Below are 21,376 nucleotides of genomic sequence, written 5' to 3'. Positions count from 1 at the left end.
CGCCAGGCCGGCTCGCCGGGTCCGTCAGCTGACGGCGGCCTGGGGGGCGGGCGGTGCCAGGTGCTGCACCTCGGCGTAGACCGCTGCGCCCCTGCCCTGGGTGATGTCCACCGCGGCCAGCACCGAGGGCACGACCACGCTCGGCAGCACATGCCGCAGCAGGGCGCTGACCCGCCGGGGCAGGTCCTGGTAGCCGGACAGGGTCTCGGACATCGCCTGGATGCCGGCGAAGCAGCCCACCAGGACGTCGGCGGTCTCGGCCGGTAGGACATGCGGGAGCAGCTCGCCCTGCGCCTGCGCCTTCTCCAGCAGTTCCAGGCCCACGTCGGTCCAGCGCGTGAACGGGCCGGTGCGATCCAGGCCCTGGGCCTGTTGGTCGAGCGAGAGCCTCACCCCCGCCCTGACCATGGGGTCGCTCTGCAGCCGGTAGGCGTGCAGCACCATCGTGTCCACCAACTGCTGGACCTTGCACGGGCGGTCGGCGACGGGCCCGCGCTGGTCCTGCTCGGCGAGCACCCCCTGGGCCAGGTGCTCCTTGGAGGGGAAGTGGAAGTACAAGGCCCCCTTGGTCACACCGGCCGCGTTGAGGATCTCGCTGATCGTCGAGGCCTGGTAGCCGCGCTCCTCGAAGACCTTCGCCGCCGCGGACAGGATCGTCTGCCGTGTGCGGACCGCACGGTCCTGCTTCGCCATCTCGGTCTCCTCCCATCAATGAGCCCGGACCCCTATAAGAAACCGTCCAGTTTGTATCTTATAGAAGATGTCGGTCCGCGAGAACCTCGGGCGGTACCGAGTTCAGGGAATGGGGCCGAAAAGGATCGTGACGGGAAGGGGCAGTCGATGAGCGGAGCGTGGCGAAGCGCCGGTGCCGCCGGCCGGGGGCCGGAGCGGGGGGCGCCCGTGATTCTGGTGAGCGGGGCCACCGGGACGGTGGGCCGGGAGGTCGTCCGGCGCCTGCCCGCTGCCCTGCGCGTGCGCATCATGGCCAGGGATCCCGGGAGGGTCACGGGCGCGCCTTCGGCGGAGAGGGTCGCCGCGGATCTCGGCGACGAGGAGGCGCTCAACCGGGCGCTGGAGGGGGTCAGCACGGCGTTGCTCGTCACCAGCAGCCCCGGCGCCGGCGATGACGCCCGGTTCGTCCGTGCCGCACGGTCGGCCGGAGTGCAGCGGCTGGTGAAGCTCTCCGCGGCCGCCGTGCTCGACCGGCAGGCCGGTGACCTCATCACCCGGTGGCAGCGCGCCAACGAGGAACTGCTGCGCGGATCGGGCCTTGAGTGGACCCTGCTGCGTCCGCGTTCCTTCATGTCCAACGCCCTGTCCTGGGCCGAGTCCATCCGCGGCGAACGCGTCGTGCGGGGGCTTTGCGGGACGGCGGCCAACGCCTGTGTGGACCCCCGGGACATCGCGGAAGTGGCCGTGCGTGCCCTGACCGAGGACGGGCACGCGGGGAAGGCCTACACCCTGACCGGGCCGCAGGCGCTGACCGCCGTCGAGCAGACGCAGCGGCTCGGCCGGCTGTTGGGCGTTGCGCTGCGTTTTGAGGAACTGAGTCCGCACCAGGCGCGCCGCGCGCTGGGCAGGCGCTATCCGGCGCCCATCGTCGAGGCGCTGCTGGAGAGCGCGGAGCGCCAGCGGGCCGGCGCCAAGGCGAAGCTGACGGACACCGTGCGGGCGGTGACGGGCCGCCCCGCCGGCGACTTTTGTACGTGGGCCGAGGACCATCTGGCGGCCTTCGCGGACCGCGGCGGGCGGCGGGACGGGGCCGCCGCGCCGCCCGGGCCCGGGCGGTAGCCCGGCCGTTCAGCCGGGGGGAGCGGCCACGGTCACCGTGGAGCGGAACACGGGCGTTCCGTTCTGGTGACCGGTCACGAGCACGGACTCCACCGGGTCCGTGCCGGCAGCGGGGATCCGGCACGTCTCGATCACACAGGGACTGTGGAGTTCGGTGTAGCGCTTGAACTCACTCGTGATGTCCAGCGGCATGCAGTCCCGCCCCACCGTGGCGGCCGTGGCCTGGCGGGCGGCCTCCAGCAGCATCATGCCCGGCACGTGGTCGACCGGGTGGTCGAAGAGGACGGGGTGGCGGGTGTCCATCCGCAGCTGCCAGCGGCCGGGTTCTCCGGTGGGGGACAGGACGACGTCCATGGGTGATGTGCGCCCGACGGTCTGCGGCGGCACCGGGGCCGTCAGCGCAATGACCCGCGGCTGGCCGTCCGCGGGGAGGTGGGCGGCGCGCAGCCGTCGGTAGACCACCGGGCTGACGCAGGTGAGCGAGCCGCCGCCGGTTGCCGCGAGTTGGCCGTCACGGCGCATTTCCACCGTGATGCGCAGCCCCGTCAGGGTGCCGCCACGCCGCTTCACCTGCGAGACGACGACGTCGAGTTCGAGCGCGGCCGGTGTCCGGCCGACGTCGAAGTGCCCGGGGCGGGCGCTCACGCCGAGGTCCCACACCAGGAACTGCCTCTCGAGAGGAACGCCGTACTCGGCGTGCGCCAGCAGGATCCCGGTCTGACGGATCGTTTCGGCGGCGATGAGCGGGTTGTAGCGGTCCTCCATGGTGAAGAAGCTGTGCCCGCGCGGCCACTGGGCGGACACGGTGAAGCGGTCCTCGTCGCTGCGGTCCCAGTCGGTGAGCATGACCTCGGCCACGCTGGCGCGGTGGACGAACTCCTTGGGGACCGTGGTGGTCAGGGACGGGTAGTGGAAGACACCGCTCACCGTGGGCGCCGCGGCGCCCACGGTGAGCGGTGTGCTGGGTATGGGGCGTTCGACACGGAACGTGCTCGCAGACATATCTGTTCCCCCTGAGCCGCGGTGGCGTGAAGTGCGTGGTTCCTTCCTAGGCCTGAGAAGATACATACCATCCGGTTTAGTTTCTAGCGGTACGCAGGACTCCGGCTGCACGGGATATGGAGCGGCTTCTTCCATGCGTCGCCCCTGGTGTGCGTTCCTCCCCCGGGTGCCCGCCTGAGCTGCATGTCCTTCGCCGCGACGGGGCGCGCGCCGCCCCGGTCGCCATCCCGCCGGCGCGCTTCGGGTGCCCCCGGCGGCGGCGTACGGGCTGCCGGCCCGGCCGGTTCTCGAGTGATGCCAAAGCGGCGCTTGAGCGTCCCGGCCGACCGTGTCTGCGAGGCGGGGGAAGGGAGTTGGCCGGATGGAGAGGGCGCAGGCCGCGGTCCGGGTGGAACGCGGCCAGGTCCGCGAGGACGAACTGGCCGCTCTCACCGCGGCGTTGCTCATGGTGCGCACGCGTGCCCGCAAGGCGGCCGGGCGGCCGCCGGCGGCCGCCCCCCGCTGGTGGAGGCGGCCGGAAGGCTACCGGGCGCCCGGCAGTTGGCGATGACGGACCCCGGCCGGCCCGGCGGTTCGATCCCCACCGTAAACCGCCTGAGCGGTTTGTTATGATGGTTCTGGACCCAGGGCCGGACCGCTCGGCGCTGCCTCGGGAGGGGATCCGGCATGGCTGCGACGACTGACCGCCCTCCGGTCGGGCCGGGGCCCACAGCGGTGCGCGGACGCGTGGCGCAGCTGCGCGAGATCCGTGCGCGGGCGAGGGCGGGCCCGGGCGGGAGGGCGACGGAAACGCAGCCTGCGAAGGGCAGGCTGACGGCGCGGGAGCGGATCGGGCTGTTGCTGGACCCGGGCTCGTTCAACGAGGTCGAGCGGCTGCGCCGGCACCGGGCGGCCGGCTTCGGCCTGGAGGCCGAAGAGCCGTACCCGGACGGTGTGATCACCGGCTGGGGCACGGCGGGGGGCCGCACGGTCTTCGTGTACGCGCACGGCTTTTGGGTCTTCGGCGGCGCGCTGGGCGAGGCCCACGCCGCGAAGATCCACAAGATCATGGACATGGCCATCGCCACCGGGGCGCCGCTGGTGTTGTTCAACGACGGCGCCGGCGCCCGGATCCGGGAGGGGGTGCGTGCGCTCGCCGGGTACGGCGGCAGCGTCCGGCGCAACGCCACGGCGTCCGGGGCCATCCCGCAGATCTCGGTGATGCTCGGCCCGTGCGCGGGCGGCGCGGCCTGCGGCCCGGCGCCGACGGACGTCGTGTTCATGGTCCGCGGGACCTCGCAGATGTTCCTCACCGGACCGGACGTGGTCACGGCGGTGACCGGCGAGGAGATCACGCAGAACGGGCTCGGCGGCGCGGACGTCCACGCCGAGACCAGCGGCGTGGCGCACGTCGCCCACGACGGCGAGGAGACCTGCCTCGCCGAGGTGCGCTGCCTGCTGTCCCTGCGTGCGCAGAACAACCGCGAGGCCCCGCCGAAGGTGCTCGGCGGCGACCCCGCGGACCGGCGCAGCGGCGTCCTGCTGGACCTGGTGCCCGCCGACGGCAGCCGGCCGTACGGCATGACCCGCGTGATCGAGGAGATCGTCGACGACGGCGAGCACCTGGAGGTCCACGAGCGCTGGGCGCGCCACGTCATCTGCGCGCTGGCCCGCCTCGACGGCCAGGTGGTCGGTATCGTCGCCCATCAGCCGCAGAGCCTCGCGGGCGTGCTCGGCATCGAGGCCTCGCAGCAGGCCGCGCGCTTCGTCCGGATGTGTGACGCTTTCAGCATTCCCGTCATCACACTGCCGGACGTCCCCGGGTTCCTCCCGGGCATCGACCAGGAGCACGGCGGAATCATCCGCCATGGCGCGAAGCTGTTGTACGCCTGCCGCAACGCGACGGTGCCGCGCATCTCGCTCATCCTGCGCAAGGCGTACGGAGGCGCGTACATCGTGATGGACAGCCAGTCCATCGGTGCGGACCCGACGTACGCCCGGCCGCCGAACGAGATCGCCGTGAGGGGCGCGGAGGGCGCGGCCGGCGTCATCTTCCGCCGCCGGATCGCCGAGGCCGGGGATGCCGAGGCGGTGCGGGCCCGCATGGTCAAGGAGTACAGGTCCGAGCTCATGCACCCGTACCTACGCGGCGGAGCGCGGCCTGGTCGACGACGTCATCGATCCCGCAAAGACCCGCGGGGTACTCATCCGGTCCCTCGCGATGCTCCGCACCAAGCAGGCCGACCTGCCCTCCCGCAAGCACGGCAACCCCCCCCGCAGTAAGCCGCTGGATCAGGCACAACCCGAGGGCCGGCCGGTCACGCCGCCGGCCGGCCCCAGTCAGGAGCACCGCCATGGTGAAGCAGGAGCGGGCCGCGCGCACGCGGCAGGCCTTGGTGCGAGCGGCCGCCGAGGTGTTCGCGCACGACGGCTTCGGCGTGGCGTCGCTCAACTCCATCAGCCAGAAGGCCGGGGTGAGCAACGGCGCGCTGCACTTCCACTTCGAGAGCAAGCAGACCCTGGCCCGCGCCGTGCAGGACGAGGCGGCCGCCGCCGTCCGCACCATCGCCGCCCCGGCCCGGGCCGGCGGGCCGGAGCCGCTGCAGCGGCTCATCGACGCCACGCACACCCTGATGGGACGGCTGGACCGGGACGTCGTGGTCCGGGCCGGTTTTGAGCTGGCAGGCGGCTCGCCGAGCCGGGACGGCGCGGCGGACCTGCGCGGACAGTGGCAGGGCTGGGTCGAGGAAGTGCTCAAGGACGCAGAGCGCGAGGGCGTGCTCGCCGAGGGCGTGTCCGCGGCCGACGCCGCGGTCGCCGTGGTGGCGGCGACGGTGGGTTTCGAGCGGCTCGGTGCCAGCGACCGCAGGTGGATGTCCGCGGCCACGATCGGGCAGTTCTGGGACCTGCTGCTGCCCCGGCTGGCGTCGGCCGAGACCCTCGGCCGGCTGGTGCCCGGCGGGACGCCGGGCACCGGGCCCGGCCGGACTTAAACAGCGCATCTGGTCTGTTAAAGGACTCTGAGTCGCTCGACTCAGGGTGGAATCTCCCCGGGATCTCACCCGAAGCTAGGCGCCCTGTCGCGGTGCCCGTTCCGGAGATCTCATCATGTTGCCTGCTCAGGCTGGTCTACCCGGGCTTGAGGGCCAGTCTAGGCGGGTCAAATAAAACAGCTTAGACGGTTTGATATTGACAAACCGTCCGTACTGTTTTTTACTGGATCGTGCCGGGCACCACACAGGGAAGTAGGGGGAGACGGCGTGGACATCGACGTACTGGGCGCACTCGACGTCAGGGAGAACGGGGCCTCGATCGCCCCCACCGCACCGAAGCCTCGGCAGGTCCTCGCCCTTCTGGCGCTCCACGCCGACCAGGTGGTGCCGGTCTCCGGGCTGATCGAGGAGCTGTGGGCGGGCAAACCGCCGCGCAGCGCCCGCACCACCCTGCAGACCTATGTACTGCAGCTGCGTGAACTCATCACCGTCGCGCTGGAGAAGGACACTCCCGCCGCGGGTGAGCCGCCGCGCAGCGCCAAGGACGTGCTGGTGACCTCGCCCGGCGGCTATCTGCTGGTCACCGGCGGCGGCACCAGCGACGTGCGCGAGTTCGAGCGGCTCGCGGGCACGGGCTACCGGGCCATGGACGCCGGGGACTTCCCCGGCGCCGCCCGCAAACTGCGCGAGGCGCTGAGCCTGTGGGCCGGCGCCGCCTTCGCCGACGTACAGATGGGCACCCAGCTGCAGATGGAGGCCAAACGGCTGGACGAGAGCCGGCTGTGCGCCCTCGACCAGCGCATCGACGCCGACCTGCGGCTCGGCCGGCACCGGGAACTGCTCGCCGAACTCACCGTGCTGACCAGCCGTTACCGCAACCACGAGAACCTGCACGCCCAGTTCATGCTGGCGCTGCACCGCTCGGGCCGGCGCAGTGAGGCGCTCGACGTCTACCACCGGCTGCGCGGCACCCTCGTGCGGGACCTCGGCCTGGAGCCCTCGGCCCGGCTGCGCCGGCTGCAGCAGTCGATCCTGATGGCCGCGCCCGAGACCCCGCTGTCCCTGGACCACCCGACGCCCGCGGCGACCCAGCTGCCCCCCGCCGGATCCGGCAGGGGCCGCATGGCGCAGGTGTGAACCGGTGACGGGCTGGCCGGGGGAACCAGTGCCGGAACGATCCGAGAAGAGCCGCCACCGGCTGGTGCACGCCGGGGCGCACCTGTTCGGCCTCACGGGATACGCGAACGCCCCCCTGACCGGCAGCGCCGGCGCGGCCGGGGTGACCCAGGGGCGCTGCACGTCCACGTCGCCTCCACACAGGGCCTCGCGGCAGCGGGTGCGGCAGCGCGGCCACACCCACTGGCGGGCGTGGACCCTCCGGAAGGATCCGACGCTGCGGGCCGCGTTCCGGATCACCGGCGGGCGGGCCGGGAACGACCATGCGGCGGGCCCGGATTCCACCGGATGCGCCTCGCGGCCGGCCGGCATCTGCTGCGCCGGGCGCGTGCCGCGGGGAGGTGCGCCGGCAGGACGCGCAGGAGCGTGCCGAGGCGATGGACGACGCCGCACTGGGCGGCGGCGAGGCGCTCGCGCGGTGGCATGACGTACGACGAACTGTCCGGGCGGAGCGGCGCGTTGCGGGACCTGATGCCGCCGATTGTGGTGCCGCCGGGTGCCGGGGTCCGGAGACCGGACCTTGGCACCGGTGAAGGATCCGGCCACCGGTGGCTGCGGGACGAGGGAACCGGCCACCGGTGGCCGGCAGGAGTGAACACCTTCCTGCCCCCCTCACTCCTTCGGAGTAGGGGAGCAGGCCGGGCCCCCTCCCACGAGCCATACCGCGGGCCCGGGTTCACCGCGGACGGCGATGTGCGGCCCGACCGGTTGAGCAGACAATTTCCCACCACAGACCGGGACCGACCCTTGAGAGAGGCCCAAAGATGACCAGCGACCCGCGTACGGCAGCGCAGCCGGCGCTCCCGGTGCCCGGCGGCGGCGACCTGCTCGGCGAGCTCATCACCGTGCTGGCCGACGCCCTGGGCGTCAAGGCCGAGGCGATCGACCCCGAGCAGCCCTTCCACCTGCTCGGTCTCGACTCCATGCTGACCGTCGAGTTCGTGGCCGTCGTCAACGCCCGCTACGGCACCCGCATCAAGGCCACCGCCCTGTACGACCACCCGACCCCCGCCGCGTTCGCCCGCCATGTGGCCCCCCAGCTCGGTGTCCTTGGCCCGCAGCCCGCGCCCGGCCCCGCGCCGGCGCCGGCGGCCGGCGCGGAGCAGGTCGTCGACGTGCTGCGCACAGAGCTCGCCCGGATCCTGTGCTGCGAGCCCTGGGACATCGACGCCGACGCCGCCTTCCACCTGCTCGGCCTCGACTCCATCCTCGGCGCGGAGTTCGTGGCCGTCGTCAACCGCACCTACGGCCTCGACGAGCGGGCCGTCACGCTCTACGACCACCCGAGCCTGAACGCCATGGCGGCCTACGTCGCCTCCCGCACCGGCCTGCCCGCCGCCCGGACCCTGCCGGGGCCCGCCCTGCGGTCCCGGACCCAGGCGCCGTCCGGCCCCGCGGGCCCCACGGACCTGGAGGCACTGCTCGACGCGGTCCGCGACAACCGGCTCAGCGTCGACGAGGCAGCCGCCGTGCTGGCGGGGCGAGCGGCCTGAGACGGGAGCGCACGGCACCATGGACAACAGGGAGATCCTGACCAGGTTCAAGAACGGCACCCTGGACCGGCAGCACGCGGTGGCGCTGCTCACCGGGGCGCCGCTCGCGCCTGCGCCACCTTCGGCGGCGCCCGCGCCCGTGCCGTCCGCCGGCGGGGAAGCCGGCCGGCCGGCGATCGCCGGCGGGCCGGTGGTGGTGCCCGTGCCGTCCGGGACCGAGGCGGTGTCCTCGCCCGTGACGGCGGACGACCCGGCGCACGCCCGCGTCCCGGCCGGGCGTGCCGACGCGGACGACCGGTTCGCCGTCATCGGTATCGGGGGGCGCTATCCGCAGGCCCCCGACCTGGCGGCGTTCTGGCACAACCTGCTCGAGGGGCGGGACACCGCGGCCGCCGCGCCGCCGGGCCGGGATGCCGGAGATGCCGGGGACGGCGGTCACTTCCTGGAGCACGTGGACGAGTTCGACACGGCGTTCTTCGGCCTGACCGACGAGGAAGCCGTCCTGACGGACCCTCAGGAACGGCTGTTCCTGCACACCGCCTGGGAGACGCTCGAGGCCGCCGGCCAGGCCGGTGCCCGGCTCGACGCGCTGGTGTCGGCGAGCGGCCGGCCGCGCAGCCTCGGCGTCTACGCGGCGGCCGGCTCCCACGACTACCTGCTGCTCGCTGCCGGGCAGTGGACCCCGGGACGCGCCCTGCCCGCGGCCGGTCACGGGAGCCTGCCGGGCCGGCTGTCCGCACTGCTGGACCTCAGCGGCCCGAGCCAGTGCGTGGATGCCGGTGAGTCCTCCTTCCTCGTCGCCCTGCACCAGGCGCTTGCCGCGCTGCGGGCGGGCGAGTGCGCGGCGGCCCTGGTCGGCGCCGTGGAGCTGCGCCTGCACCCCTCGCGCCAGGGGCCCGGCGCGGGGGAGGGCGTCGGCGCGGTGCTGCTCAAACCACTGGCCGCCGCGCAGCAGGACGGCGACACCGTCCACGCCGTCATCCGCTCCACCGCGGTCGCCCACGCCGGACGAAGCGGGGGGGACGGCGGTGACGACCAGGACGGGGCCGCAGGGCCGCCTCCCGCCGAGGGCGGCACGCTGCACGAGTCCGGCCAGACCGTGCGCGCCGGCGTCGGGGATGCCGGGGCCGCCACCGGGGCCGCGGCGCTGACCCGGGCCGTGCTCCAGGTGCGCAGCGGGACGCTCGCCGCCGCCGGCGCTCAGAGCGGAGCCGGTCCCTGGGACCGGCCGCGGCGCGCCGATGGCGTCGAAGGGCCCCGCCGGGCCTCGGTCGTGGTGCGGGGCAGCGCGGGCACCCAGGCGCGGGCGGTCGTCGAGGAGTACCTGCCCGATTCCGGCACGGGCGCGGAACGGGACGCGGCGGGCGCAGCCGGCGAGGACGACGGACAGCCGCAGCTGGTGCTGGTCTCGGCGCCCACCCTGGAGCACCTGGCCGCCACCGCACGACGGCTGGCGGCCTGGCTCACCGCGCGCGGCCGCCCGGCCGGTGCCCTGCCCGGCCTGGGCGCGCTGGCCCGGGAACTGCGGTGTGGCCGCGCGGCCCTGGACTGCCGGCTCGCCGTGACGGCCCAGGACAGCGCCCAACTGGCCACCGCACTCGACGAGTTCGCGGCCCAGCCGCAGGCCGCCGCGGACCGCGGGCGGCGGCCGGCACCGGTGACGGGACTCGCCCGCACCGCCGACACCCGGCCGCGGCCGGGCAGCGGACCCCTTCTCGACGACCTGCCGGAGACCCGCGCCTACCTGACCGCCCTGTGGCACGGCCACCGCTTCGAGCAGCTGACCCGGCTGTGGCTGGCCGGCGTCGACGTCACGCGCGCAGCGATCCCGGCCGGCCCGGTGGTGGCGTTGCCCACGAGCGCGCTGCGGCCGCGGTCGCTGTGGCTCGGCCCGGACGGCGCGGCCGGGACGGGCACGGCTTCGGAGCGGACACGATGACGCTCCCCGCACCGGATGGGGGCCGGGCCGCGCCCGCACCGGTGAAGCTGTGGATCTGCGCCAACGACGACCTCGCCCCCGCCATCGCCGGGGTGCTCGCCACGCATTGGCTCGATGAGCACGAACAGGAGATCGCAGGCAGGTTCCTGTTCGAACGCGACCGTCGCCAGTACCTGGTCGCGCACACCCTGGTGCGGCGGGCGCTCGCGCTGGAGGCCGGACTGGCCGAGGCCGAGCTCGTCATCTTCCGTTCCTCGCGGGGGCGGCCCTTTCTCCAGCCCCCCGACGGCGGACTGCCCCGGGGCGGGCCACAACTCGACTTCAACCTCTCCCACGCAGGCGGCTACAACCTGCTCGGCGTGATGCGCGGGCAGCGCATCGGCGTGGACGTCGAGCGGCTCGCCCGGGACGCGCACGCCCTGGACACCATCGTGGAGACGTTTGCCCCCGAGGAACAGGAATGGGTGGCCAGGGCCGCGCCGGGACATGCGCGCGACCGGCGCGTGCTGCGCCTGTGGACGCTGAAGGAGGCCTACTCCAAGGCGCGCGGCCTCGGACTCGGCCTGCCCTTCGACGAGTTCGCCTTCGACCTGGCCGAGGACCGCGGGGTGAAGGGGTTCAGGCCGCCCGCGGACGACCGGTCCGGGCGGTGGCGGTTCGTCGAGCTGGAGCCCGTCCCCGATGTGCTGGTCGCCGTCGCCGTGCAGGCCGCCGACGGGCAGGACCCGGTGCTCCAGCTGCACCACGGATTCCCCTGGGGCAGGGCCGCACCGCGCCGGATCGCGCTGCCCGAACCCCTCGGCGGCCCCCCGCTGGCCGGGGCGACCGCCCGCTGAACAGGGACGGGGCCAGGGGGTTTCTGATGGATCTTGGTGGGAGAAGGAGCGGCGTTCGGTGCCGGCCGGACGTCCTCGCACGGGACGTACTCGGGCTTTCGGCCGGTGCGGCGAGAGGGCGTGACGGGCGACGCGGGGCGGGGGGCACCTGCCGGCCGGAGCCTGGGGCGGGGACTTTCGCAACACGCCCTCAAGCGTGCCGCAGAAGGCTGTGATCTGGGCATTTCCCTTGTATGCGTGGGGTGTTGAGGGCTGATCCGTTGTGGGCGGAGACGTTCACGGGTCTGCGGATGCGGCAGTTCGAAGGCTTGTTACGGGTGGTGGGGGAGCCGGGCGGAAACGGTCCTGGCGGCGGGCGGCCGTGGTGCCTGCCGCCGGCGGAGCGGGTGGTGCTGGTGGCGGTCTGCTACCGCACCGACCTGACCCTGCGGCAGCTCGCGCCGCTGCTCGCCGTCTCGCCGCCGACGGTGTGCCGGGTCATCCAGCGGCCGCGTCCCAGGCCTTCGCCCGGATGAAGAACTACAAGATCCTTCTGCAACACGCTTCAGCGGCGAGGGGACGGGGCGAGCGGGGCGGCGGCGTGATGGCCGGCCCTCAGGGCCTCGAAACGGCGGGTCAGTTCGCGCAGTTCGTACGACAGCTCCTCCAGCCGCCTGCCGATGCGTGCCATCTCGGCCGCCCCCAGGGCCGGGCCGTCGTACGCCGTGTCCTCCGTGTCCTTCGCGTACGCCCGGTATTCCTCGTACCCCCCGGAGCCCTGTTCCCGTACGGGGGACGGGGGCGGACCGTGGCGCAGCAGGGCCGCGCGGCGGCCGCGCAGGGACGGTCCGGGGTCCACGCCGAGTTCGGTGGCGAGCCGCCGGCGCACCCGCTCGTAGACCGCGAGGGCTTCGGAGCGGCGGTCGGCGCGGTGCAGGGCCACCATCAGCAGGTCGGAGAACCGTTCCCGCAGAGGGTGTTCCTCCGCCAGCCGTTCCAGCTCGCCGGTGATGCCGTCGGGGCGTGCCGAACGCAGCCTCGCCTCGTAGAACGCCTCCAGCGCCAGCAGCCGCTGCTCCTCCAGCCGGTCGGCCTCCGCCGCGCAGATCGGGCCGCCACGGCAGTCCGCGAGCGCCGGGCCCCGCCACAGGGACAGCGCGCGGTCCAGGAGCGCGGCCCCGCGGTCGGGGTCGCAGGCGGCTGCGGCGCGTCCCTCGGCGGACAGCCGGCGGAAGTGCTCGGCGTCGGTGCTCGCTTCGCCGAGCCGCAGCAGATATCCCGTGGGCTCGGTCACGATCGTCTCGCGGACCGCCGGGCCGTCCGGCGGCCCGAGCAGCCTGCGCAGCCGGGCGACGTGCGCCTGCACGGCGTTGGCCGCGCTGCGCGGCGGGCGGGCGCCCCACAGTTCGTCGGTGAGCCGTTCGACGGAGACGGTGTGTCCGGCCTCGACGGCCAGTGTGGCCAGCAGGGCCCGCTGCTTGGCGCCGGGTGGTACGACACGCGACCCGGTGCGCGGGTGGTGCACCTCCACCGGGCCCAGGAGCCGCAGCTCGCTGCCCGCCCCGATCACCGGGCACCCGCGACCGCGGCCCGGGCCCGCAGCGCGGTGTGCACGTCGGCGGTGACCTGGGCGGCCAGGGCGGCGAGGTCGTCCTGGAAGTAGAAGTGGCCGCCGGAAAAGACCCGCAGACCGAGGAAGTGCTCGGTGCGGTCGGCCCACGGGGCGATCCGCGCGGGGGGCGCCGCCCGGTCGCGGGCGCCCGCGAAGGCGGAGAGCGCGACCGGCAGCGGGGCGCCGGCCGGTGCCGTGCGCAAGCCGCGCAGCACGGCGAGGTCGGCGCGGATCGCCGGCGCGAAGACCGTCCACAGATACGGGTCCGCGAGCACCGGTGCGGGGGTGCCGCCGAGCGCGGCCAGCCGGTGGCGCAATGCGTCGTCGGACAGCGCGCTGTCGAGCAGTGGGGCCGTCTCGTCGCCCGGCTGCGGGACGCTGAAGGCGGAGATTCCCAGCCACACCGGCAAAGTCAGTCCTTCCGCCAGAAGCCGGCGGGTCAGCTCGTACGCCACGAGGGATCCCATGCTGTGGCCGAAGAACGCGAACGGGGTGCGGTCGTCGGTGATTTCCGGGGTGAGCAGGTCGAGGAAATGGGCGACAAGGGCCTCGCCGTCGGTGAGCGGCGGCGTGTCCAGCAGCGGCCCGTGGCCCGGTGCGTCCAGCGCCCGCACGCGCCAGTCGGGCGGAAAGTGGTCCGGCCAGTCCTGGAACATCAGACTCCAGCCTCCCGCGTGCGGGAACACGAAGAGCCGCAGCCCACCGCCGGTGCCGGGCTCCTGCGGGCCGCCCGGTCCAGGGCCGGTGCATTCCATCGCGCCTCCGTCCGAACAGCGGTATCCCGAATGTGTGTCGGAATGCACCGAACGATATCCGCGCGATCACCGAAGGAGTGGAACCAGGAGTTCACTCCGAGTATTTGTACAGGCGTTCTTTAGTGGCTCAACGCCCCTTGGCAATACCGCACTTGGAGGTCGGCTAGAGGGCCGCTACAGAACTTCGCTTGCTGGAAACGGGCCCGGCTAGCGTCACTCGCGGCACAGATTTCTGGCCAACGAAAGGAACTGGACAGAGAGCTCGACCACTACGGAGGACACCGTGAGGATTCAGGTTCTGGGTCCGTTGAGTGCCGAGGTCAACGGGGGATCAATCGTTCCTACAGCGGCCAAGCCGCGGCAGATCCTGTCGCTGATGGCGCTCTATCCGGGGCGGGTCATGCCCGTTCCGATGCTCATGGAGGAGATCTGGGGGACCGACCCGCCGCAGAGCGCGCTGACCACCCTGCAGACGTACATCCTCCAGCTGCGCAGGAGGCTGGGTACCGCGATGGGCCCGAGCTCTCCCGCCAGCGCCAAGGAAGTGCTGGCCACCCGGCACGGGGGGTATCTGCTGCAGATCCCCGAGAGCTGCGTCGACGTGCACGAGTACGAGCGCCTGGCGCGGGAGGGGCAGGTCGCCTTCGAGGCGGGGGACAACGAGGTGTCGGCGCAGCGGCTGCGGGCGGCCCTCGACCTGTGGACGGGGGCGGCCCTGGTCGACGTGCGCGTCGGGCCGATCCTGGAGATCGAGGTCAGGCGGCTGGAGGAGAGCCGCCTGGGCACCGTGGAGCGGCGCATCGACGCCGACCTCCGACTCGGCCGGCACGCCGAACTCATCGCCGAGCTCACCGACCTGACGGCCCGTCACCCCCAGCACGAGGGTCTGCACGCGCAGGTCATGGTGGCGCTGTACCGGTCGGGGCGGCAGGCCGGGGCGCTCGAGGCCTACCGCAAGCTGCGGATGCGGCTGATCGACGAGCTCGGGGTGGAGCCCTCGCCGCAGTTGCAGCGGCTGCACCAGGCCATGCTCGCCGTCGACCCGCAGCTGGACGTGCTGGCGGGACCGCGGTGCACCTCGACGTTCGACCTCTTCGCCGCCTGATGCCCACCCTCGCGGCGCCCCACCGTCGCGAGTACGTGGGCGGTGACGGTTTCGCGCCACGCGGGCCGCGTGCCGCGGCGCGCGCGGCGGACCGGTGCCTTCCGGTCCGCCGTCCACGACGCTCCTTGCCCCCGTCCCCGTTCCAGAGGAGCCTGACGGGTCCTCAAGCGCTTCTCCAGGCCGGTCGGTGAGCCTCGGGGCAAGGAACGCCTCACCCCGAGGCGAAACGGGGTCCGCCGAAGGAGGCCGCGCATGCCCGACGACCGGCCCGTGACGCTCTACTGCTTCGCGCACGCCGGTGCCGGCGTCGACTGCTTCCGCCGCTGGCCCGCCGCGGCCGGGGCGGGCGTCGAGATCGTGCCGCTGGCGCTGCCCGGACGGGGGAGCCGTCGCCATGAGGCCCGGGTCACCGGCCGTGACGGCCTCCTCGGCGCCTTCCTCGACGTGTTCCCCCGCCGGCGTGCGGATCAGGGGCCGTTCGCCCTCTACGGGCACAGCCTCGGCGCCCTCGTCGCCTACACCCTGGCCCGGGTCCTCGCCGACCAGGGGCGGCCTGCGCCCGCGTTCGTCGGCCTCGGTGCCGCGCCGTCGCCGCACGAGGCGCCCGCGCTGGTGAACGCGGCCGACGCTCCCGCCGACCGGCTGCTGCGGCTGCTCGCCGACCTGGGACTGTTGCCCGCCTCCGCCGCGACGGCGCCCGGCGGTGTGTGGCACCGGGCCGTGCTGCCCGTTCTCCGCGACGACCTGAGGCTGGCCGCGGCCCTGCGCGCGGCCGCCGTCGACCCCTCAACCGGCGGGCCGCTGGAGGTGCCGCTGCTCGTGCTCGGCGGCGCGGACGATCCCGTAGTGCCCTCCGAGGCGCTCGCCGGCTGGCGCCGCTTCAGCACCGCTCCGGTCGCCCTGCGGATGGTCGCCGGCGACCACTTCTTCGTACGAGAACGCCAGACACCCCGGATCGTGGGGCGCGCGTGCCGTGTCGCGCGGCGACTGGCGTCACAGACTCCGCCACCCGCGCGCACGACCGTGAGGAACAGCCGATGAGGCGTGTCGTCATCACCGGGATCGGTGTCGTCGCCCCGGGAGCGACCGGAACCCTGGCGTTCTGGGATCTGCTCACCGCTGGCCGCACCGCCACCCGTCCCATCTCCCTCTTCGATGCGACCGGTTACCGCTCGCGCATCGCCGCCGAGGCCGACTTCGACCCCGCGGCCCACGGCTTCACCTCCGAGGAGGCGATGCGCCTCGACCGGGCGGCGCAGTTCGCCCTCGTCGCCGCCCGCGAGGCACGCGCCGACAGCGGTGTCGCCGACGGGCTCGACCCGGTGCGCTGCGGGGTCACGCTCGGCAGCGCGGTCGGCTGCACCACCGGCCTGGACCGCGAGTACGCCCGGGTCAGCGACCGCGGGGCCCGCTGGAACGTCGACCACCGCAGGGCCGTGGCGCATCTGTTCGACTACTTCGTGCCCAGCTCGATGGCGGCCGAGGTCGCCCGGGACGCGGGCGCGCAGGGCCCCGTCGCCATGGTGTCCACCGGCTGCACCTCGGGGCTCGACTCGGTCGGGCACGCCGTGGAGCTGATCCGGGAGGGCAGCGCCGACGTGATGCTGGCCGGGGCCACCGAGGCGCCGATCTCCCCGATCTCCGTTGCCTCGTTCGACGCGATCCGCGCCACCAGCCCGCGCAATGACGAGCCCGGCACGGCGTCGCGGCCCTTCGACCGCAGCCGCAACGGGTTCGTGCTGGGGGAGGGGTCGGCCGTTCTCGTGCTGGAGGAGGCCGGGCGGGCGCGGCGGCGCGGGGCGCGGGCGTATGCCGAGATCGCCGGGTTCGCCAGCCTCAGCAACGCCTACCACATGACCGGGCTGAGGTCCGACGGCGAGGAGATGGCGCGGGCGATCGGGCGGGCGCTCGACGAGGCGCGCCGCGACCCGTCCACCGTCGACTACGTCAACGCGCACGGGTCGGGCACCAAGCAGAACGACCGGCACGAGACCGCCGCGTTCAAGCAGAGCCTTCGGGCGCGGGCCTACGAGGTGCCCGTCAGCTCCATCAAGTCGATGATCGGGCACTCGCTCGGCGCGATCGGCTCCCTCGAAGCCGCCGCGTGCGCCCTGGCCATCACCCACGACACCGTGCCGCCCACGGCCAACCTGCACGAACCCGACCCGGCCTGCGACCTCGACTACACGCCGCTGACCGCCCGCGCGCACCGCACCGACACCGTCGTCAGCGTCGCCAGCGGGTTCGGCGGGTTCCAGAGCGCCATGGTCCTCACCCGCCCCCGGCTCAAGGAGGCCGCGTGAGCGGCACCGTCTCGGTGGCCCGGGCCACCGCCGTGTTCACCGGCATCGGCATCGCCGCACCCGGCGGGCTCGGCACCGCCACCTGGTGGGCCGCCGCGCTGCGGGGCCGTACCGCGGTGGGAGCGGTCACCCGCTTCGACGCCTCCGGCTATCCGGTGCGCCTGGCGGGCGAGGTGCCCGGCTTCACCGACGAGGAGCACGTGCCCGGCAGGCTGCTGCCGCAGACCGACCGGGTCACCCGGCTCGCCCTGGCCATGGCCAAGGAGGCCGTCGACGACTGCGGCGCCGACCTGGACGCGCTGCCCGAGTACGCGGCGAGCGTGGTCACCGCCAGCTCGGCCGGCGGCTTCGAGTTCGGGCAGCGCGAACTGCAGGCGCTGTGGCACCAGGGCAGCAAACACGTCAGCGCCTATCAGGCGTTCGCCTGGTTCAACGCCGCCAACACCGGCCAGCTCTCCATCCGGCACGGCACGCGCGGCGCGAGCGGTGTCCTCGTCTCCGAGCAGGCGGGCGGCCTCGACGCCGCCGCGCAGGCCCGCCGGCAGATCCGCAAGGGCAGCCGGCTCGTCGTCACCGGCGGCGCCGACTCGGCGCTGTGCCCGTGGGGCTGGACCGCCCACCTGGCGGACGGCCTGCTGTCCACGGTCGACGACCCGCAGCGCGCCTACCTGCCGTTCGCCGCCGACGCGGGCGGTCACGTCGCCGGAGAGGGCGGCGCGATGCTCGTCCTGGAGGACGCCGACAGCGCGCGGGAGCGGGGCGCCACCGTGTACGGCAGTCTTGCCGGGTACGCCGCCACCTTCGACGGCGGGACAACGCCGCGGCTCGGCGACGCCGCCCGGCTGGCGCTCGCCGACGCCGGGGCACAACCGGGCGACGTGGACGTGGTGTTCGCGGACGCGGCCGGACAGCGGGCGGCCGACCGGGCCGAGGCCGCGGCGCTCGCCGCGCTGTTCGGGCCCTACGGCGTGCCCGTCACCGCGCCCAAGGCGATGACCGGGCGGCTGCTCGCCGGCGGCTCCGCACTGGACCTCGCCGCGGCCCTGCTCGCCCTGCGCGACCAGGTCATCCCGCCCACGCCCGGCACCGGGCAGCCCGCCGCCGACTGTCCCGTCGACCTGGTCACCGGCGCCCCGCGCCGCGGTGCCCCGCTGCGCTGCGCCCTGGTGCTGGCCCGGGGGCGTGGCGGCTTCAACTCCGCGGTCGTGCTCCGCGCGGCCCCCTGAGCCCCTCCACCACTGAGCCCCGGCCGCCCCCCTCCCGGGGCAGCCCACCCGCAACCCCACCGAGGAGAACACGATGGAGCGTCTGGAACTGAGCGACCTGGTCACGCTGCTGCGCGAGTGCGCGGGCGAGGAGGAGTGGACCGACCTCGACGGGGACATCCTCGACACGCCGTTCCTCGACCTCGGCTACGACTCGCTCGCCATTTTGCAAACCACGGGCCGCATCGAGCGGGACCACACGATCACGTTCGACGAGGAGGCCATCGACGCGGCCGAGACACCGCGCCAGTACCTGCAGCTCGTCAACGAGCTGCTCGCGGCACGGGCGGTGGTCTGAACCGTGGGCCCCTCCCCGTGGCAGGACGCCACCGTGCACACCGATGTACTGGTCGTCGGCGCGGGCCCCGCGGGGCTCGCGCTGAGCCTGATGCTGCTGCGCTCCGGGGTCCGGGTCACGCTCGCGGAGCGCAGCAGTTGTTTCCGCCGCGACTTTTACGGGGAGATCCTGCAACCCGGCGGCCAGCTCGTCCTCGACGACCTGGGCGTCCTCGAGAAGGCGTCGGCGCGGGGCGCCCGCACCCTCGACGGGTTCCAGGTCCTGGGCCGCGAGAAGGTGCTCCTGGACATCGACTACCGCAGGCTGCCCGCGCCCCACAACCGGCTGCTGGCGCTGCCGCAGCCGCACCTGCTGGAGGAACTCCTCGCCGCGTGCGGGCCGTTGCCCGGCTTCACCTACCTCGACGGCCACCGCATCAACGCGCTGACCGAGGGCGACGACGGCCGCGTGACCGGCGCCGTTCTCACCCGGCTCGGCACCCGCCGGGTCCGGGTCCGCGCGTCCGTGGTCGTCGGCGCCGACGGACGCTTCTCCAAGACCCGTGCGCTGGCCGGGATCGACGCCGGCCGCCGCGAGGTCTTCGACCAGGACGTCGTGTGGTTCACGCTGCCCGCGCCCGGACGGGCCACCGGGCGGGTGCGCATCCACCGCGCCGGGAAGGCCGCGGTCCTCGTGCACGACACGCACCCCGACCGGCTGCGGATCGGCTGGACCCTGCCGCACGGCAGCTGGAACCAGCTGGCCGCGCACGGCATCGACGGCGTCCGGCGCGATCTGGCGGCCGCGCTGCCGCAGTACGCCGATCTGCTGCACGAGCACCTGACGAGTCTGTCCGACCTGTCGCTGCTCGACGTCTTCGCCGCCGACGCCGCCACCTGGACGGGCGACGGACTCGTCCTGCTCGGCGACGCCGCCCACACCCACGGCCCGCTCGGCGCCCAGGGCATCAACCTCGCCCTCCAGGACGCCGCCGTCCTGCACCCCGTCCTCGTCGAAGCGCTGGCCGCCTCCGACGTACGGCGGGAGCGGCTCGCCGCGTTCGAGGCCGAGCGGCGGCCCGTCGCCGACGCCGTGACGCGGATCCAGCGGGTGCAGGCCATGGCGTTCTTCGGCGTCGGCGGCCCCCTCGCGGAGTTCGTGCGGGCGCGCGCCGCGTCCGTGGTCACCAGGACCCCGGCCGGGGCGCGCATCACCTCCCGCATCGCCTACGGCCGCACCCCGGTGCGGGTGCGCACCGAGCTGTTCACCGCCGGCGCGGCCCACGGTCCGCGGGCCGCCTGACGCAGAGCGCGGCCCCCAGGACGACCACGGCGAACACGGCGCCGGTGACAAAGCCCGCGGACCTCGCGCCGGCGAACGTCGCCCGGCCGGACGAGGCGCTCACCAGCAGCGCGATGCCCAGCGAACCGCCCAGTGCCTGAAGCGAGTTGAGCATGCTGGACGCCGCGCCCGCCTCGTCGCCGCGCAGCCGCGAGGTGGCCAGCACGGTCGGCGGGATCACACAGAAGGCCATGCCGGCGCCGAGCAGCACCAGGGCGGGCACGACCCGCACCACCTCGACCGTATCGAGGGAGGCCAGCATCAGGTTGCCCACGGCGAGCGCCGCCGCGCCCAGCGCCATCAGCCGCTTCGGGCCGAGGAGGCGCTCGGCGCGGACGGCCACGCCGGCCATGACGGCCATCGTCACCGGCACCGGCAGCAGCGCGCACGCGGTGACCAGCGGCGACAGGCCCTCCTGCTGGAAGGACTGGCTGAGGAAGAAGTAGGCGCCGACCAGCGCACCCGGCACGGCGAGCACCGCCAGATACGCCAGCACCCGGTCCCGGTCGGCGAACAGCCGCAGCACCATCACCGGTTGCTCGGCGCGCCGCTCGACGACGGCGAACACGGCGAGCAGCGCGAGGCCTGCCAGCAGCGGGAAGGCCACCGTCGCATCGCTCCAGTCATGGTCGGCGGCGCGCGCCAGCGCGTACACCAGCGAGGTGGCCCCCGCCGCGGACAGCAGCGCGCCGGCCACGTCGAACCGGCCCCGGTTGCGGGCCGTCTCCTGAAGCACGCGCGGCCCCAGCAGCAGGATCGCCACGCCGATCGGCACGTTGAGCAGCAGCACCCAGCGCCAGGAGCCGAGCGAGGTCAGCGCGCCGGCCAGCAGCAGGCCGCCGGCGGTGGAGACGGCACCGACCGCCGTGCACAGCGCGATGGCCTTCTTGCGGGCCGTGCCCTCCGCGAAGGTGCTCAGCAGCAGGGCGAGCCCGCTGGGTGCGGCACAGGCGGCGCCCAGCCCCTGCACGGCACGCACGGCGATCATGACCTCGTCGGTCGGGGCCAGCGCCCGCGCGCCCGCGGCCACGGTGAACACGGCGACCCCGGCCAAAAACACCTTGCGGCGGCCGAGGATGTCGCCGGCCCGGCCGCCGAGCAGCAGCAGCCCTCCGAACGCCAGCAGATAGGCGCTGAGCACCCAGGAGGCGCCGACCGCGGTGAGGCCCAGGCCCGAGCGCATGCCGGGCAGCGCGATGTTCACGATCGGATCGTCCAGCTGGATCATGGCGTTGCAGCCGGCGATCACCGCGAGGGCGACACCGGGACGCGCCGTGCGGCCGGCCGGGCGTGGTGCGCCGGAGCCGCTTGTTCCTGGGCGTTCGGAGACGGACACGGACATGCTCTGCTCCCGGGGTGTCGGTTCGCTGTGGTGCGGCGACGCTCTCAGGAGCTGCTGGAGAGGCCATGGAGATCTGGCAGTGCGTCCGTCGAGGAGAGCTCCGGCCCTCGACGAGGGGCTGCGCAGCCAACACGCGGGCGGTCCGGGTTCACCCGTTCTCCAATGACCCTCGACCGTAAGGCGCAAGC

General features: G+C 74.0%; 18 protein-coding genes and 2 pseudogenes. 15 read left to right on the top strand and 5 right to left on the bottom strand.

What is annotated here, in order from left to right; genetic code table 11:
* Positions 1-24: 24 nt before the first annotated feature.
* Positions 25-693 carry a ScbR family autoregulator-binding transcription factor gene (locus GAS53_RS45695; RefSeq protein WP_151483694.1) on the bottom strand — a complete coding sequence of 223 codons (669 nt, stop codon included), beginning with the start codon at positions 691-693 and terminating at the stop codon, positions 25-27.
* Positions 694-900: 207 nt separating this feature from the next.
* Here GAS53_RS45695 and GAS53_RS45690 point away from each other — a divergent pair, with 207 nt between their 5' ends.
* A complete protein-coding gene (locus GAS53_RS45690; RefSeq protein WP_151483698.1) occupies positions 901-1,791 on the top strand; it encodes an NAD(P)H-binding protein in 891 nt (296 codons plus the stop codon).
* Positions 1,792-1,800: 9 nt separating this feature from the next.
* Here GAS53_RS45690 and GAS53_RS45685 read toward each other — a convergent pair whose 3' ends face one another.
* Positions 1,801-2,793 carry a ScbA/BarX family gamma-butyrolactone biosynthesis protein gene (locus GAS53_RS45685; protein WP_151483693.1) on the bottom strand — a complete coding sequence of 331 codons (993 nt, stop codon included), beginning with the start codon at positions 2,791-2,793 and terminating at the stop codon, positions 1,801-1,803.
* A gap of 361 nt (positions 2,794-3,154) precedes the next feature.
* On the opposite strand from GAS53_RS45685, the gene GAS53_RS45680 reads away from it, so the two are divergent.
* The 8 genes and pseudogenes from GAS53_RS45680 to GAS53_RS45645 form a co-directional block, all read left to right on the top strand.
* Positions 3,155-3,343, top strand: coding sequence for an acyl-CoA carboxylase epsilon subunit (locus GAS53_RS45680; protein WP_151483692.1), 189 nt, complete (start codon positions 3,155-3,157; stop codon positions 3,341-3,343).
* 116 nt (positions 3,344-3,459) lie between these two features.
* Positions 3,460-5,050, top strand: a pseudogene (locus tag GAS53_RS45675) (acyl-CoA carboxylase subunit beta); the annotation flags it as partial.
* 76 nt (positions 5,051-5,126) lie between these two features.
* Positions 5,127-5,765, top strand: a complete 639-nt coding sequence (locus GAS53_RS45670; RefSeq protein WP_151483691.1) for a ScbR family autoregulator-binding transcription factor — start codon at positions 5,127-5,129, stop codon at positions 5,763-5,765.
* 267 nt (positions 5,766-6,032) lie between these two features.
* Positions 6,033-6,902, top strand: coding sequence for an AfsR/SARP family transcriptional regulator (locus GAS53_RS45665; protein ID WP_151483690.1), 870 nt, complete (start codon positions 6,033-6,035; stop codon positions 6,900-6,902).
* An 803-nt stretch (positions 6,903-7,705) separates the two neighbouring features.
* Positions 7,706-8,434 carry an acyl carrier protein gene (locus GAS53_RS45660; protein WP_151483689.1) on the top strand — a complete coding sequence of 243 codons (729 nt, stop codon included), beginning with the start codon at positions 7,706-7,708 and terminating at the stop codon, positions 8,432-8,434.
* A 19-nt stretch (positions 8,435-8,453) separates the two neighbouring features.
* On the top strand, positions 8,454-10,373 hold the full coding sequence (locus tag GAS53_RS45655; protein WP_151483688.1) for a beta-ketoacyl synthase N-terminal-like domain-containing protein: 1,920 nt from the start codon (positions 8,454-8,456) through the stop codon (positions 10,371-10,373).
* Positions 10,370-11,209, top strand: a complete 840-nt coding sequence (locus GAS53_RS45650) for a 4'-phosphopantetheinyl transferase family protein (RefSeq protein WP_151483687.1) — start codon at positions 10,370-10,372, stop codon at positions 11,207-11,209. Before GAS53_RS45655 ends, GAS53_RS45650 begins: the two co-directional genes overlap by 4 nt.
* 233 nt (positions 11,210-11,442) lie before the next feature.
* Positions 11,443-11,706, top strand: a pseudogene (locus tag GAS53_RS45645) (transposase family protein); the annotation flags it as partial.
* A gap of 47 nt (positions 11,707-11,753) precedes the next feature.
* Here the strand turns inward: GAS53_RS45645 and GAS53_RS45640 are convergent.
* Together GAS53_RS45640 and GAS53_RS45635 are read right to left on the bottom strand one after the other, a co-directional pair.
* The gene (locus GAS53_RS45640) at positions 11,754-12,758 is read right to left on the bottom strand and encodes an AfsR/SARP family transcriptional regulator (RefSeq protein WP_151483686.1); all 1,005 of its coding nucleotides are present in this window, start codon (positions 12,756-12,758) and stop codon (positions 11,754-11,756) included.
* Positions 12,755-13,555 (bottom strand): thioesterase II family protein, encoded by an 801-nt coding sequence (locus GAS53_RS45635; RefSeq protein ID WP_151483685.1) that lies wholly within the window; start codon positions 13,553-13,555, stop codon positions 12,755-12,757. Before GAS53_RS45635 ends, GAS53_RS45640 begins: the two co-directional genes overlap by 4 nt.
* Before the next feature lie 283 nt (positions 13,556-13,838).
* On the opposite strand from GAS53_RS45635, the gene GAS53_RS45630 reads away from it, so the two are divergent.
* The 6 genes from GAS53_RS45630 (at position 13,839) to GAS53_RS45605 (ending at position 19,807) form a co-directional block, all read left to right on the top strand.
* Positions 13,839-14,660 carry an AfsR/SARP family transcriptional regulator gene (locus tag GAS53_RS45630; protein ID WP_151483684.1) on the top strand — a complete coding sequence of 274 codons (822 nt, stop codon included), beginning with the start codon at positions 13,839-13,841 and terminating at the stop codon, positions 14,658-14,660.
* Between the two features lie 252 nt (positions 14,661-14,912).
* The gene (locus GAS53_RS45625; protein ID WP_151483683.1) at positions 14,913-15,701 is read left to right on the top strand and encodes a thioesterase II family protein; all 789 of its coding nucleotides are present in this window, start codon (positions 14,913-14,915) and stop codon (positions 15,699-15,701) included.
* Positions 15,698-16,963 (top strand): beta-ketoacyl-[acyl-carrier-protein] synthase family protein, encoded by a 1,266-nt coding sequence (locus GAS53_RS45620; RefSeq protein WP_151483682.1) that lies wholly within the window; start codon positions 15,698-15,700, stop codon positions 16,961-16,963. Before GAS53_RS45625 ends, GAS53_RS45620 begins: the two co-directional genes overlap by 4 nt.
* Complete coding sequence (locus tag GAS53_RS45615) at positions 16,960-18,189, top strand: beta-ketoacyl synthase N-terminal-like domain-containing protein (RefSeq protein ID WP_225859511.1); 1,230 nt, start codon at positions 16,960-16,962, stop codon at positions 18,187-18,189. The genes GAS53_RS45620 and GAS53_RS45615 overlap by 4 nt, the downstream gene beginning before the upstream one ends.
* A gap of 73 nt (positions 18,190-18,262) precedes the next feature.
* Positions 18,263-18,526: an acyl carrier protein gene (locus tag GAS53_RS45610; RefSeq protein ID WP_151483681.1), complete on the top strand. Its 264-nt coding sequence runs from the start codon at positions 18,263-18,265 to the stop codon at positions 18,524-18,526.
* Between the two features lie 33 nt (positions 18,527-18,559).
* Positions 18,560-19,807, top strand: a complete 1,248-nt coding sequence (locus GAS53_RS45605) for an FAD-dependent monooxygenase (protein WP_151483680.1) — start codon at positions 18,560-18,562, stop codon at positions 19,805-19,807.
* Here the strand turns inward: GAS53_RS45605 and GAS53_RS45600 are convergent.
* A complete protein-coding gene (locus tag GAS53_RS45600) occupies positions 19,770-21,188 on the bottom strand; it encodes an MFS transporter (RefSeq protein WP_151483679.1) in 1,419 nt (472 codons plus the stop codon). The genes GAS53_RS45605 and GAS53_RS45600 overlap by 38 nt on opposite strands.
* Between the last annotated feature and the right edge of the window lie 188 nt (positions 21,189-21,376).

The sequence above is a fragment of the Streptomyces albicerus genome (assembly GCF_008905045.1).
In the GTDB taxonomy this organism is placed as follows: Bacteria; Actinomycetota; Actinomycetes; order Streptomycetales; family Streptomycetaceae; genus Streptomyces; species Streptomyces albicerus.
Note: the sequence above shows the minus strand (reverse complement) of the source record. Positions and strands in the feature narration are given on the sequence as shown.

What these genes read in the sequence shown, in the direction of transcription:
- GAS53_RS45695 (WP_151483694.1), bottom strand. Translation starts at nt 693, where the DNA reads ATGGCGAAGCAGGACCGTGCGGTCCGCACACGGCAGACGATCCTGTCC.
- GAS53_RS45685 (WP_151483693.1), bottom strand. Translation starts at nt 2,793, where the DNA reads ATGTCTGCGAGCACGTTCCGTGTCGAACGCCCCATACCCAGCACACCG.
- GAS53_RS45680 (WP_151483692.1), top strand. Translation starts at nt 3,155, where the DNA reads ATGGAGAGGGCGCAGGCCGCGGTCCGGGTGGAACGCGGCCAGGTCCGC.
- GAS53_RS45670 (WP_151483691.1), top strand. Translation starts at nt 5,127, where the DNA reads ATGGTGAAGCAGGAGCGGGCCGCGCGCACGCGGCAGGCCTTGGTGCGA.
- GAS53_RS45660 (WP_151483689.1), top strand. Translation starts at nt 7,706, where the DNA reads ATGACCAGCGACCCGCGTACGGCAGCGCAGCCGGCGCTCCCGGTGCCC.
- GAS53_RS45655 (WP_151483688.1), top strand. Translation starts at nt 8,454, where the DNA reads ATGGACAACAGGGAGATCCTGACCAGGTTCAAGAACGGCACCCTGGAC.
- GAS53_RS45650 (WP_151483687.1), top strand. Translation starts at nt 10,370, where the DNA reads ATGACGCTCCCCGCACCGGATGGGGGCCGGGCCGCGCCCGCACCGGTG.
- GAS53_RS45635 (WP_151483685.1), bottom strand. Translation starts at nt 13,555, where the DNA reads ATGGAATGCACCGGCCCTGGACCGGGCGGCCCGCAGGAGCCCGGCACC.
- GAS53_RS45625 (WP_151483683.1), top strand. Translation starts at nt 14,913, where the DNA reads ATGCCCGACGACCGGCCCGTGACGCTCTACTGCTTCGCGCACGCCGGT.
- GAS53_RS45620 (WP_151483682.1), top strand. Translation starts at nt 15,698, where the DNA reads ATGAGGCGTGTCGTCATCACCGGGATCGGTGTCGTCGCCCCGGGAGCG.
- GAS53_RS45610 (WP_151483681.1), top strand. Translation starts at nt 18,263, where the DNA reads ATGGAGCGTCTGGAACTGAGCGACCTGGTCACGCTGCTGCGCGAGTGC.
- GAS53_RS45600 (WP_151483679.1), bottom strand. Translation starts at nt 21,188, where the DNA reads ATGTCCGTGTCCGTCTCCGAACGCCCAGGAACAAGCGGCTCCGGCGCA.